Source organism: Phascolarctobacterium sp. ET69, assembly GCF_023336935.1.
GTDB classification, from domain to species: Bacteria; Bacillota; Negativicutes; order Acidaminococcales; family Acidaminococcaceae; genus Fusicatenibacter_A; species Fusicatenibacter_A intestinipullorum.
This window is the reverse complement of sequence record NZ_JAMBLR010000006.1, coordinates 13,475-26,287: the sequence shown is the minus strand read 5'-3', so window position 1 is coordinate 26,287 and position 12,813 is coordinate 13,475. Positions and strand designations below refer to the sequence as shown.

12 protein-coding genes and 1 other annotated feature are annotated in these 12,813 nt (G+C 47.3%); of the genes, 2 read left to right on the top strand and 10 right to left on the bottom strand.

Annotation, left to right across the window (positions count from 1 at the left end; translation table 11 throughout):
• Window positions 1-92: 92 nt before the first annotated feature.
• The 8 genes from M3079_RS08175 to M3079_RS08140 form a co-directional block, all read right to left on the bottom strand.
• Window positions 93-917: a PHP domain-containing protein gene (locus M3079_RS08175; RefSeq protein WP_249078600.1), complete on the bottom strand. Its 825-nt coding sequence runs from the start codon at window positions 915-917 to the stop codon at window positions 93-95.
• Between the two features lie 196 nt (window positions 918-1,113).
• The gene (locus M3079_RS08170) at window positions 1,114-1,698 is read right to left on the bottom strand and encodes a hypothetical protein (protein WP_349293375.1); all 585 of its coding nucleotides are present in this window, start codon (window positions 1,696-1,698) and stop codon (window positions 1,114-1,116) included.
• Window positions 1,688-1,897, bottom strand: coding sequence for a hypothetical protein (locus tag M3079_RS08165; protein ID WP_021715650.1), 210 nt, complete (start codon window positions 1,895-1,897; stop codon window positions 1,688-1,690). Before M3079_RS08165 ends, M3079_RS08170 begins: the two co-directional genes overlap by 11 nt.
• A 17-nt stretch (window positions 1,898-1,914) precedes the next feature.
• The gene (locus M3079_RS08160) at window positions 1,915-3,171 is read right to left on the bottom strand and encodes a glutamate-5-semialdehyde dehydrogenase (RefSeq protein ID WP_349293373.1); all 1,257 of its coding nucleotides are present in this window, start codon (window positions 3,169-3,171) and stop codon (window positions 1,915-1,917) included.
• Window positions 3,172-3,183: 12 nt separating this feature from the next.
• On the bottom strand, window positions 3,184-4,317 hold the full coding sequence (gene proB, locus M3079_RS08155; RefSeq protein WP_249078594.1) for a glutamate 5-kinase: 1,134 nt from the start codon (window positions 4,315-4,317) through the stop codon (window positions 3,184-3,186).
• Window positions 4,318-4,331: 14 nt separating this feature from the next.
• Window positions 4,332-5,603: a GTPase ObgE gene (obgE, locus tag M3079_RS08150; RefSeq protein ID WP_249078593.1), complete on the bottom strand. Its 1,272-nt coding sequence runs from the start codon at window positions 5,601-5,603 to the stop codon at window positions 4,332-4,334.
• Between the two features lie 90 nt (window positions 5,604-5,693).
• Complete coding sequence (locus M3079_RS08145; protein ID WP_249078590.1) at window positions 5,694-6,239, bottom strand: GDSL-type esterase/lipase family protein; 546 nt, start codon at window positions 6,237-6,239, stop codon at window positions 5,694-5,696.
• A gap of 126 nt (window positions 6,240-6,365) precedes the next feature.
• A complete protein-coding gene (locus M3079_RS08140; RefSeq protein WP_249078588.1) occupies window positions 6,366-7,250 on the bottom strand; it encodes a LysR family transcriptional regulator in 885 nt (294 codons plus the stop codon).
• A 125-nt stretch (window positions 7,251-7,375) separates the two neighbouring features.
• Between M3079_RS08140 and M3079_RS08135 the strand changes: the two genes are divergently transcribed.
• Entirely contained in the window at window positions 7,376-7,612 is a 237-nt protein-coding gene (locus tag M3079_RS08135) for a hypothetical protein (RefSeq protein ID WP_021715657.1), read from the top strand.
• Window positions 7,613-7,738: 126 nt separating this feature from the next.
• Window positions 7,739-8,734, top strand: coding sequence for an alpha/beta hydrolase (locus tag M3079_RS08130; protein WP_349293371.1), 996 nt, complete (start codon window positions 7,739-7,741; stop codon window positions 8,732-8,734).
• 268 nt (window positions 8,735-9,002) lie between these two features.
• Here the strand turns inward: M3079_RS08130 and leuA are convergent, their stop codons facing one another.
• A complete protein-coding gene (gene leuA, locus M3079_RS08125) occupies window positions 9,003-10,700 on the bottom strand; it encodes a 2-isopropylmalate synthase (protein ID WP_249078585.1) in 1,698 nt (565 codons plus the stop codon).
• A 62-nt stretch (window positions 10,701-10,762) separates the two neighbouring features.
• Window positions 10,763-10,992 (bottom strand) — a binding site (T-box leader).
• A 57-nt stretch (window positions 10,993-11,049) separates the two neighbouring features.
• Window positions 11,050-12,765, bottom strand: a complete 1,716-nt coding sequence (locus tag M3079_RS08120) for a carbon starvation protein A (protein WP_249078583.1) — start codon at window positions 12,763-12,765, stop codon at window positions 11,050-11,052.
• Window positions 12,766-12,813: the final 48 nt, after the last annotated feature.

Genomic DNA, 12,813 nt, shown 5'->3' with positions numbered 1-12,813 from the left:
TATATAATTCTACAAAAAAATATTATTCCCTGCCGTTTTAAAAACTGCCGCAAAGCAAAAAAATATTATGCCTGCTTACAAGCATAATATTTTCAAAAGTTTTTATTCTGTTTCAGCAATTCTTCGGCCGCTGCCGCAGGGCATAAATTGGAACCAACAGCGTGGTATTTTTCGGAATAAATTCCGTGGCAGTCGCTGCCGCCGGTACAAAATAAGCCGTAATCTGCCGCTGCCTGCAATACAATTTTCTGCCAGTAAGCATTATGCACCGGATGCTTAAGTTCTATACCCCATAAGCCTGCCCTTTTTAATTCCGGCAGTATTTCAAAATTGTTTTGCTGCCCCGGATGCGCCAGCACCGCTTTGCCGCCGCTTTCCGTTATTACTTTTACAGCGCCTGCGGCATTTACATATTTTATGCCAAAATCCCCCGGCCCGCCGCCGTGAAAAATTTTATGATAAACATGCCCGAATATTTTATCTTCCTGCCCGCTTTCAAATAAATAGCGGACTATGTGCTTTTTAAAAATATATTTATGAGCATAGGGCAAAACGTCTGCTTCCGTTATTTTATACCCAAGTTTTTGCAGCACTTTTATTTTTTGAAGTGAATTTTCGTGCCGCGCTTCGGCAACGGGCCTGCATAAAGCGTTTATGGCTTCTGCACTTTTAAAACCGTAGCCTAAAATATGCACCTTTTTGCCTGTTTCAGCATCGCATGCAGATATTTCCACACCCGGCAGCACAGTTATTCCGTACCTTCTGCCAAGCGCAAGGCTTTCCTGCCAGCCTTCTGTTGTGTCATGTTCAGTAAATGCCAAAACCTTAATTCCAACGGCAGCAGCCTTTTGCAAAATACTCTCCCTGCTGTCGCTGCCGTCCGAAAATACAGAATGTATATGTAAATCCGCCTTCATTTCCGCACCTGTTTCCCATAGCTAACTTTATTTTTATCTTACAAATCTTTTTCCGTATCTGCAAGCTCTACAGGGCATTTTTTACCAAGGTTTTACTTTAGGATATTTTGTTTGTTTTCTTTTTAATACTGCTTTATTTTTACTTAACTTAGCGCAAAAAAATACCGGAAACCGTATAAAGGCTTCCGGTATTATATTATTTACGTTCTATACTTGTTGTTCCGGTAGTTATAAGTTTTTCTATGGCCTCCTGCGGCCATAAATCGCACGGCCAGGTAAAGGTTTCCGTTTTGCGCTTTTTAAAAATTCTGAACGGCTCATCCGAGTTATCATACATATGCACAATATCGCACACGCCGATAAGTTCCGGCACCAGCCCCAGCGCTTTATGCCAGCGAGAAATAATTTTATCTTTCGGCACAGGATGCCCGCCCGACGCCACGCGCGAAAACACGCGGTACACATTAATTGCCGGGTCAACCGTTAAAACATATATGCACCTTATAAAATAGCCCTGTTCTTTGGCGCGGTGCAGCAAATCAAGGTTGCGGCGTGTTGAAAGCACTGTTTCAAACGTAAAGCTCTGTTTCTGCGCCAGTGCTTTTTCACGCAGGCCTTCGGAAATTTTGGCCGCTTCCAAATCTTCGCACAGCAAATTCTTTTTTATTTCATCCGCATTAATATACGGCTGAATTATTTTGGCAAGCATGGTAACAGTTGTTTTGCCGCTGCCGTTGGGCCCGGCAAAAACAATTATTTCCGACTTTTTATCATTGTTCATCTTCATACACTTTTCTACCGTCGGGATATTCAAGATATGCGCGGCGTTTTTCTTTATCGTAACGTGCCACAGGTATGCCAAGCAGTTTTTTCTTAACACGCTCAAGCATTACCGCATTGCGGAAGCGTACGGTAAGTTCATCCGTATTATCAGTTTTGCGCTGTAATAAATCCAGCACTTCCTGTTCAATTTCTTCCATTTTAACCTCCGCACTTATTAACCGCGGGTTTGCCCGCTGCCGTTAATAAGGAATTTATACGAAGTAAGTTCCGGCAAAGCCATAGGCCCGCGCGCATGCAGCTTCTGCGTGCTGATGCCGATTTCCGCACCGAAGCCGAACTCAAAGCCGTCCGTAAAACGTGTTGACGCGTTAACATATACCGCCGCCGCATCTACGCAGTCCTGGAATTTACGCGCCGCATTATAATCTTCCGTTACAATGCATTCGGAATGTTTGGTGCCGTATTTGGCAATATGTTCCAGCGCTTCGTCAATACTTTCCACAATTTTAACGGAAAGGCGCAAATCGCCGTATTCCGTTGCCCAGTCTTCTTCCGTTGCAGGCTGTACGCGTTCATCAAACTCCTGCGTTGCCGGGCATCCAAAAACAGTTACGCCCGCTTTAAAATATTCGTCCAGCATCTGCGGCAAAAACTCACCTGCCACATCTTTATGCACCAAAAGCGTTTCCATGGCGTTGCATACGGAAGGGCGCTGCACTTTGGCATTAAAGGCAATTTTGCGCGCCATCGCGCAGTCTGCCGCTGCATCCACGTAAGTATGGCATACACCGCTGCCGGTTTCAATAACAGGCACAGTGGCGTTTTGTACAACAGCCTTAATTAAGCCTGCACCGCCGCGCGGAATTACTACATCAACAAAGTCGTTAAGTTTAATTAACGCCGTTACCGCAGCACGGTCGGCAGTATCAATAAACTGAATTGCCCCCTGCGGTATGCCTGCTGCTTCAGCGGCTTCGGTAAGCACGCCTGCAACCGCCATGTTAGACTGCATGGCTTCGCTGCCGCCTTTTAACACAACCGCGTTGCCGGATTTTAAGCACAGGCCGATAGCGTCTGCCGTTACATTGGGGCGTGCTTCATAAATAATGCCGATAACGCCGAGCGGCACACGTACTTTGGTAATTTTAAGACCGTTGGCAAGCGTTTGCCCGCCTATAACATTGCCGACAGGGTCAGGCAATGCCGCTACCTGGCGCAAGCCTTCCGCCATGCCTTCAATACGTTCGGGCGTAAGGCGCAGCCTGTCCTGCATGGATTCTTTCATGCCGTTTTCTCTGGCAGCCTGCATATCCCTGTCATTGGCTTCAATAATAAAATCCGTTTTTGCCAGAAGCGCATCCGCCATAGCCAGCAGCGCCTTGTTTTTTACAGCTGCCGATACTACGCCCAGTGCGCACGCAGCTTTATGAGCCGCTTCTGCTTTAGCTCTTACCAGTTCAAATGTAGTCATCATGTCAGCCTCCTAATTTAAAATTACCAAATCGTCGCGGTGAATTACTTCATCAAAATTCTTGTGGCCAAGAATTTTTTCTATATGGTATGTTTTGCAGCCCTTTATCTTCTGCAATTCATCCGAAGAATAGTGGCATAAACCCCTTGCCAGTTCAAACCCGTCCTGCGTAACAACGCTTACGGTGTTGCCTGCTTCAAAATCACCTTCCACGCCGCTTATGCCTGCCGGCAAAATGCTGCATCCGCCAGCTTTTTTAATTGCTTTTACGCAGCCGTCATCAACAATAATTTTGCCCATAATGCGCGCGCCGAACGCCAGCCAGCGTTTGCGGAACTGCAAACGGTTTTCTTTCGATGCAAACAGCGTGCCGATTTCCTCGCCGTTTAAAATACGCGCGATAACATCTTTTTCGCTGCCGCTGGCAATAACCATGTTAATGCCGGAGCTTGTGGCATTTTTTGCCGCCTGCAGCTTGGTAAACATGCCGCCCGTGCCAACGGAGCTGCCTGCACCGCCGGCTAACGCTTCTACCTCAGGCGTAATTTCTTCAATCTGGCTGATGAGTTTTGCTTCCGGATGCGTCTGCGGGTTGGCCGTATAAAGACCTTCCACATCAGATAAGATTATAACCAGATCGGCGTCGGTAATTCCGGCAACCAGCGCCGACATATTATCGTTATCGCCTATTTTCAGTTCATCCAGCGCAACTACGTCATTTTCGTTAACAATGGGAATAACACCGTTTTTCAAAAGTTCCATAAAAGTGTTGCGCGCGTTGGTGTAACGGTGGCGGTCGATGGCCTCCATACGCGTTAAAAGTACCTGCGCCACAATCTGCCCGTATTCGGCAAAGAACTTTTCGTAAGTGTGCATTAAAATGCCCTGCCCTATTGCAGCAGCAGCCTGCTTTCCGGGTATGGTACGCGGCTTTTCGGGCAGCCCCAGCCTGTCCACCCCAACTGCAACCGCACCGGACGTTACCAGAATCATCTCGCGCCCCTGATTCTGCAAATCAGACATCTCACGCGCCAGCCTGTCAATACGCCCAAAATCACGTTTGCCGTTTTGATGGGTAATTGTGCTTGAACCTACCTTAACAACAACCCTTTTGGCTTTTTTTAAATCACTCCGCTGTAAAACCATACCCCTCACCCCATTTAATATTCTTTAAATTCAAATACCATGTCGCGTATACGCACAGTCTGTCCTTCGGTAATGCCTGCTTCCTTCAGGGCATCATCAATTTTCAGGCTTTTCCAGATAAGCTGGAAACGGTACAACGCTTCATCATTGTCAAAATTCGTCATGGCAACAAGGCGCTCAATATTTTTGCCGCGCACCTCAAAATCAGTATCGTTGCCGGGCACTACTTCAAAGCTGTCCGGGTCAATTTCTTCAATAAGCAGGTTTTCTTCCTCATCTTCTTCCGGAACAAAATCCTGCAGCATTTCATAAGCCTTAAACATCAATGCCTGCAAACCGTCGCCAGTTGCTGCCGATACCGGCATAATTTCAAAGCCTTTTTCTTCCACATATTTTTTTACGCGTTCAAAATTCTCCCTGCCCTCTGGCAAGTCCATTTTATTGGCAACAACAAGCTGCTTGCGGCGTGCCAGCTTGTCGCTGTATTCTTTCAGTTCAAAATTAATTTTTTCAAAATCGTCAATCGGGTCGCGCCCGTCCGTACCGGAAACATCAAGCACGTGCAAAAGCACCTTTGTGCGTTCCACATGGCGCAAAAAGTCATACCCAAGGCCAACGCCCTGATGCGCGCCTTCAATAAGGCCCGGAATATCTGCCAGCACAAAGCTGCGTTCGGCGTCGATACGCACTACGCCAAGCACCGGAGTCAGCGTGGTAAAATGGTAAGCCGCAATTTCCGGCCTTGCTGCCGATACCTGCGCAATAATGCTTGATTTGCCTACGCTGGGATAGCCTACAAGCCCTACATCCGCCAGAAGTTTAAGCTCCAGCTTAACCCAGCGGTTTTCACCGGGTTCGCCTTTTTCGGCAAAAGTAGGCGCACGGTTGGTAGACGTTGCATAGCAGGCATTGCCTTTACCGCCGCGCCCGCCTTTGGCAACAACGTATTCCTGCCCGTCCTCAATAAGGTCAGCCAGCCGTACACCGGTTGCGTCGTCACGCACCAGCGTGCCCATAGGCACCTTTACAATAACATCATCAGCCCTGTGCCCGGTGCAGTTGCTGTTGCCGCCCTGTCCGCCGCGTTTTGCAACAAATTTGCGTTTATAGCGGAAGTCAATCAGCGTATTAAGATTTTTATCGGCACGCAGAATAACGCTGCCGCCGCGTCCGCCGTTGCCGCCGTTAGGGCCGCCCTTTTCTACAAATTTTTCTCTGCGGAAGCTGCTCATACCGTCACCGCCGGCGCCTGCTTCCACATAAATTCTCGCTCTGTCAATAAACATTATAAAATCTCCTGTATCATATTTTAAGGCCTGTTAAAGCCATTTTATTATTATCTATTATTATACCCCATGCCGCCTCTTTAAAGCAAATCATTCGCCTTTCAGCCAGCCTGCCAAAAGCTGCGAAGCGCACATGCCAAGTTTTTTATAGGTTGCTATTGTAGGGTGAATGCCGTCAAAATACGCAGCCTGCAATTCTCTGTCAGTTTCGCCAACAGCCTCCTGCAAATCAAGCAAAAATACTTTCCCGCCGAACTCAAGCTGCATACGGCGCCGCAAAAGCTCTGCCCTTGCGTTAAAATCGTCATCAGCCGAAAACAGCGGCAGCACAAAAGCCAGCGGCCATTTTTTTGCCGCGCAAAATTCCGCCGCACGTTTCAAATCATCAATAACAAAGCCCTGCGGGCGTCCGTTTAAAATATCGTTTGCTCCGCCCCAAAATAAAACAGCTTCAACCTGCTCAGGCAGATACATATTTTTCAGGCGGTACACAATATCATCACAGCAATCGCCGCACACGCCGTAATTAAGCATGGTTACCCCGGTTTCTGCCTCAACTTCCGCAATCCATGATTCTTTAGGGCCATACGGAAAACCAAAAATTAAAGAATCGCCAAAACAGGCAACTGTACGCATAGTTTTTCTCCTTAAAAAATTTTTAACTCTTTTTATATTTTTAATTCTATCAAATTTTTCTCTGTTTTTCGATTAGCAATTTAAAAACTTTTGCATTTTCACTTTTCAGGCCGATGCCAGAAAACTTTAATAGTTTCTCCCAAATTCTTTTTGCAGCTCGTTAATAAACCGCTCGGCAATTGGCGTAAATACCTGATGTTTCTTCCAGATAATAAACATATCCGTCGTCAGCTCCGGGTACAGCGGTCGGAACACAAGCCCGCTTTCACTGCTGGTATTAACCAGATGCTCAAAGGTTAATAAATAACCCAGTCCTTCCCGCGTAAAAACAGAAGCATTATACGACAGCCGGAATGAACCTTCCAGCGTCAGCTCGTTAATGCGCTCACCGCACCACAGCGGCAAATCGGCGTGCCAGCCCTGCCCGGAGCAAAACAGCGGCAGCCCGAGCAAATCTTCAAAAGTAATGCAATCCTTCTGCGCCAGTGCGCACCCGGCAGGCATTACCAGCCCCCAACGGTCCGATTCCGGCATTTTAACAACATTGTATTTTGCATAATCCGGGCGCTCTACCAGTACGGCAAAATCCAAAAGCCCTTTATCCAGCTTTTCCGTTACCTGCTCCGTATCACCGCTGGTAATGTGGTAATGAAACCCCGGGTACTGTTTTTTAAAACGCTTTATTAAAGCCGCTAAATGCCGGATTTGGTACGATTCCGCACAGCCGAAATAAATATTGCCGCCGATAATGTCGTCCATTGAGGCAAACTCCGCCGTTATTTTATCCGCCATCGAAAGCAAATCTTCCGCGCGCTTGCGCAAAAGCATCCCTTCTTCCGTCAGCTCAATCGAAAAGCTGTGCCGCACAAACAGCTTTTTGCCAAGCTCCTCCTCCAACCCTTTTAACTGTTTGGAAAGCGCCGACTGCGATATGTGCATCCGCTCCGCCGCTTTGGACATATTTTCTTCGCGCGCCGCCTCTAAAAAATAGCGCAGGGTTCTGATTTCCATACTCTAAAACCTCCGTAAGTTTATTATAGCATGAATTGAATTTATTTCATATCACGATATGAGTTTTTACCATTAGCGCAAAAATCGCCGCCTGGCTATAATAAAAACAGAAAAGAGGTGCGCAAATGCAGCAGATAAAATTAGCAGATTACCAAAACAGCCTGCGGGAGTTAGGGTGCAGCACCGAACTGACCGATACTGTTATGCAGCTGCTGCGAAGCGGCGATACCCAAAACGCAGCACTGCTGCTGCGCCGCCATAAACACCTGCTTTTGGCAGAACTCCACCGGACAGAACAAAAAGTAGACCTGCTGGATTTTTTGCTTTACCAGCTAAAAAACGCAGCCCCAGCTAATATGTAAGAAAGGATGAGCAGTATGAAGCTTTTTACAGCACTCGGCCTGTCGCTTTTGCTTTGCACAGGCGCAGCCGCAGCTTACGCCGCACCGGCAGGCACGGCAATTACCGCAGAAAGGACTGATACGAACATGACAGCACAGCTTAATTTAACTCAGGAATGGGACAAAATTTTTCCGCAAAGCGATAAAGTAAATCACAGTAAAATAACCTTCCGCAACCGTTACGGCATTACGCTGGCTGCGGATATGTATGTACCCAAAAACGTGCAGGGCAAACTGCCTGCCATTGCCGTTTGCGGACCGTTTGGCGCAGTTAAGGAACAGGCCTCCGGCTTTTATGCACAGGAAATGGCAAAACGCGGCTTTTTAACCATTGCCTTCGACCCTTCCTTTACCGGTGAAAGCGGCGGCCAGCCCCGTTATATGGCTTCGCCAGATATTAACACCGAGGACTTTCAGGCAGCAGTAGATTACCTTGCAGCAAATGAAATGGTTGACCCCGATAAAATAGGCATTATCGGCATTTGCGGCTGGGGCGGCATGGCACTGAACACCGCCGCGCTGGATACCCGCATTAAAGCTACCGTAACCAGCACCATGTATGATATGTCGCGCGTGAACGCCAACGGTTATTTTGACGCCGAAAACAGCAGTGATGCGCGCTACGCCAAACGACAGGCGCTAAACGCACAACGCACCGAAGACTACAAAACCGGCACTTACAAACTTGGCGGCGGCGTAGCAGACCCGCTCCCGGCAGATGCGCCTTTTTTTGTAAAGGATTATTACGATTACTACAAAACAAAACGTGGCTATCATCCACGCTCTTTAAACTCTAACGGCGGCTGGAACGTTACCGGCACTATGAGCTTTTTAAACCAGCCGATTTTGGCATACAGCAACGAAATCCGCAGCGCGGTACTGATTATCCATGGCGAAAAAGCACATTCCGTTTACTTCAGCAAAGACGCCTACAAAAATATGATTGACGGCAACCCCTACACCGAAAACAAGGAACTGTTAATCATCCCCGGCGCAGTTCACACCGACCTGTATGACGGCGGCGGCAAAAACGCTATTCCGTTCGATAAAATTGAAAACTTCTTTGATGAGTATTTGAAGTAAAAAATAAGGAATAAGTAAAAAACGAACACTCCCATTTTATCAGCTAAAAATCAGTTGAATAAAAAGGGAGTGTTCTTGTTATTTAAATAATTTGTTTTTCAGGCTAAAAATACAGATATTTGAATTATCTGAGGAAAACGCGGCCGTAGCTACGCACAATAACTTATCACGCGCTGCTTATGCGTGCTGCAACAACGTGCTTGATAATGTGCATGACATTGTGATATTTCAATCCACGCAGTCCGAGCAGGATTTTCAAATACTGACTTTACGCCTGAGTATGGTGTGCTTCCGCACGGTTAATAGCACAGAGTATGCCCTGAATTGCCGCTACGTTGATATTGGCGTTGATGCCTACGCCAAAGATATGTCCATTGCCGGGAACTTTAAGTTCAATGTAGCAAATGCCGAGCGCATCACTGCCGCGGCTAATAGCGTGTTCATGGTAGTTTACAAATTCGTAGCCGGTAATGCCGATGCTCGAAAGTGCCTGGAAGAAGCTGTCAATCGGGCCGTTGCCGCTGCCGACAATCATCTTGATGGCACCGTTTTCGTTAATATAACCTTCAAAGCGGGTTTCCGTGGTGCCGTCCATATCGCGTAGTTCCGTAAAGCGGTGCTGAAGCAGCGTGTATTTACCTTTAAACTCAGTATATTCTTTATTAAAGAGTTCTACAATCTGCTGTTCTTTCAGTTCGTCGCCGTAAGCATCCGAGGCTGCCTTGACGATTGCGCCAAATTCCGGGTGCATCTCTTTCGGCAGGCGGTAACCGCAGGCATGTTCCAGCACAAAGGCTGCGCCGCCCTTGCCGGACTGGCTGTTAATGCGGATAACAGGTTCATATTCACGGTTAACATCTGCCGGGTTAATTGGCAGATACGGTACTTCCCAATATGGAGTTTTGGAATCTTCCATATAATCGTAGCCTTTGCGGATTGCATCCTGATGGGAACCGGAAAAAGCGGTAAAGGCAAGTTCGCCGGCATAGGGCTGGCGTTCATGCACGTGCATTTTGGTGCATTTTTCGTAAATATTTTTAATTTCCAGAATATTACTGAAATCAAGCTGCGGGTCTACACCCTGAGTGAACATATTGAGCGCAACTGTTACAAGGTCAAGGTTGCCGGTACGCTCGCCGTTGCCGAACAACGTGCCTTCCACACGTTCTGCTCCTGCCATGATGGCAAGTTCTGCCGAAGCAACTGCCGTGCCGCGGTCATTATGCGGATGAATGCTTACGATAGCGGCTTCCCTGTTATGCAGGTTTTTGCAGAAGTATTCAATCTGGTCGGCATAAGTGTTTGGTGTGGACATTTCTACCGTTGAAGGCAGGTTTAAAATAACCGGGTTTTCTTTGGTTGCGCCAAGTTCGCGCATAACTTCTTCGCAAATGCGGATGGAAAAATCTATTTCCGTACCGGTAAAGCTTTCGGGAGAATATTCGTAACGGATGTTCATGCCGCTTTTGGCAACTTCTTCTTCCGTTAATTTGCGGATAAGGCGTGCGCCCTCCACGGCGATGTCTACAATGCCGTCCATATCTTTTTTAAACACTACTTTGCGCTGCAAAGTTGAAGTTGAATTATAAAAATGTATAATAACGTTTTTAGCGCCTTTAACTGCTTCAAAAGTTTTTTTGATAAGTTCGGCACGGGCCTGAACCAGTACCTGCACGGTTACATCATCGGGAATATAGTTGCCTTCTATTAACGTGCGCAGAATTTCATATTCCGTGTCGGAGGCAGAAGGAAAACCAACTTCAATTTCTTTAAAGCCGATATCGACCAATGTTTTAAACATTAAAAGCTTTTCATCAAGCTGCATGGGCGTAACCAGTGCCTGGTTGCCGTCGCGCAAATCTACGCTGCACCATACCGGAGCTTTGGTAATTACTTTATCCGGCCATTCGCGGTTTGTCATTTTTACAGGCTGAAATGGAATGTACTTTTTGTTTGCATACTGCATTTTAATAACCTCCGTTCGTTTTTAATTGAGCGGAGAAACAAAAATCCCCGCTCCCTACAAAGCATAGGGGCGGGGAATAATTCCACGCGGTACCACCCTAATTTCAGCCGCAGACGCGGCCCTCAGCAGCCTCCAACAAGGCCCGGCTTTATAACGCGGCCAAACGTCCGGCCCTACATATCGGGCGGGCAACTCCGGGATGAGCTATACATAAACCTTTGCCGCTGCCTTGCACCTTCCGGCAGCTCTCTGAAGGCGTTGGGGTTTATCTTATTCCCTTCACAGTTTTTCAGGTGAAAAATATGTTGTTGGAAATTATTATAATTAGTTTTAAAAATTATGTCAAGCCTTATTGCTCTTTTTGAATTTGGGCTTTGCTTTTGCTTACGGAATAAATGGTTTCAACCGCAACCAGTACGGAAAGTATTACCAAAATTACGGATACTACCGGTACGGCAGGATGCCCAAGGCCAAGTACCCAGCCTTCATAAATGCTGAGCAGGAGCGCCCAGTTGGACATTAAGAACATAAGCACAGCCGGAATGCACGCAGCCATCCATACCTTGGAATTGCGGCGGGTATTGTACAGCCAGATGCTGATGCCGATAAGTGCCAGCGCTGCCAGCAGCTGGTTGGAAGCACCAAAAGTATTCCAGAAGGTTTTCCATGCCGGAATTACGTTGCCTTTGGCATCCGTCATGGTTTGGAAGATGAAGAAAATAGGCACTGCGGAAGTAAGCACGGTTCCCAGCACTTTGCCCTTCATATCGCGCCAGCCGGTAAGTTCTTCAATAACGTAACGGCCAAGGCGGGTGCAAACGTCGAGCGTGTCGTAAACAAAGGTAGTAAATGCCATCAGACCGAAGCTGATACCGAAAGCAGCCGGAATACCGATAAGTTCCATAAAGCTGCCGATGCCCATAGCGTAAATAAAGTTAGGCGCTTTGGTAATAAGTTCGGAATCTTTGGCAAGAATCATAACGCAGACGATGGAAACTACTGCAACCATGCCTTCAAGCAGCATTGCGCCGTAGCCAATGGCAGTTGCGTCCGTTTCTTTGGCAAGCTGCTTGCTGCTGGTGCCGGAAGATACGAGGGCATGGAAGCCGGAGCAGGCACCGCAGGCAATGGTGATGAAAAGTATCGGGAACATCGGCGTCCAGAAATGTTCGCCAAGGCTGCCGTCGGGATTAAGATTGGTAAAGGCGGGATAATTAATTTCATAGCCGCCAAACATAATGCCGATTGCCGCTACAACAAGGGCAATGTAAAGGAAGTATCCGCCAAGCGCGCCGCGGGGCTGCAGCAGAAGCCACATCGGCATCATTGCCGCAACAAGGCAGTAAACCAGAATTAAAACGCCCCAGATTTTCTGGGCAGTTGCCGGGTCTGCAACAGGCAGACTAAGCGGCAAAGACTGGCCTGCCCAAATGGCAACACCAACCAGAGGCAGGAAAATCGCTACTGCCAAACCTTCTTTTAAGCCGCCAAAGCGCATTAACAGACCCATAATAATCGGCAAAGCCAGATACATTGCAGAGGAACTTGCAATACCAGCGCCGGAAACAACTTCGCCGTTTTCCAGCGTTACGTTGCCGACAAAAGACGATGCCGTAATATCGGTAAATGCCACAATAACATAAACAAGCGTAATCCATACAAAAATCATGAACAAAATCCACGCGCGCTGCGATACATTAAGGCGCACAACTTCGGTAATGGATTTTGCTTTATGGCGCACGGAGGCAACAAGGCTGCCCATATCGTGAATGCCGCCGATAAAAATGCAGCCCAAAATTACCCACAAAAGTGCAGGCGCCCAGCCGTAAATAACTGCGGCCAAAATAGGCCCGTTAATAGGCCCTGCCGCGGCAATGGCCGAAAAATGCTGGCCCAAAAGCATGCCTTTTTTGGCAGGCACATAGTCAACGCCGTCTTCCATTTCCACGGAAGGAACGGGATTTTTGTCATCCAGTTTAAAAACCGTATTGGCAAGAAATTTGCCATAAGTAAAATATGCAGCGAGTAAAATTATTGCACTTGCAACTACAATAAAAAGTACCAATTACGACTCCTCCCCACTTCATGACACCATTGTCATTTAATGTTTGTT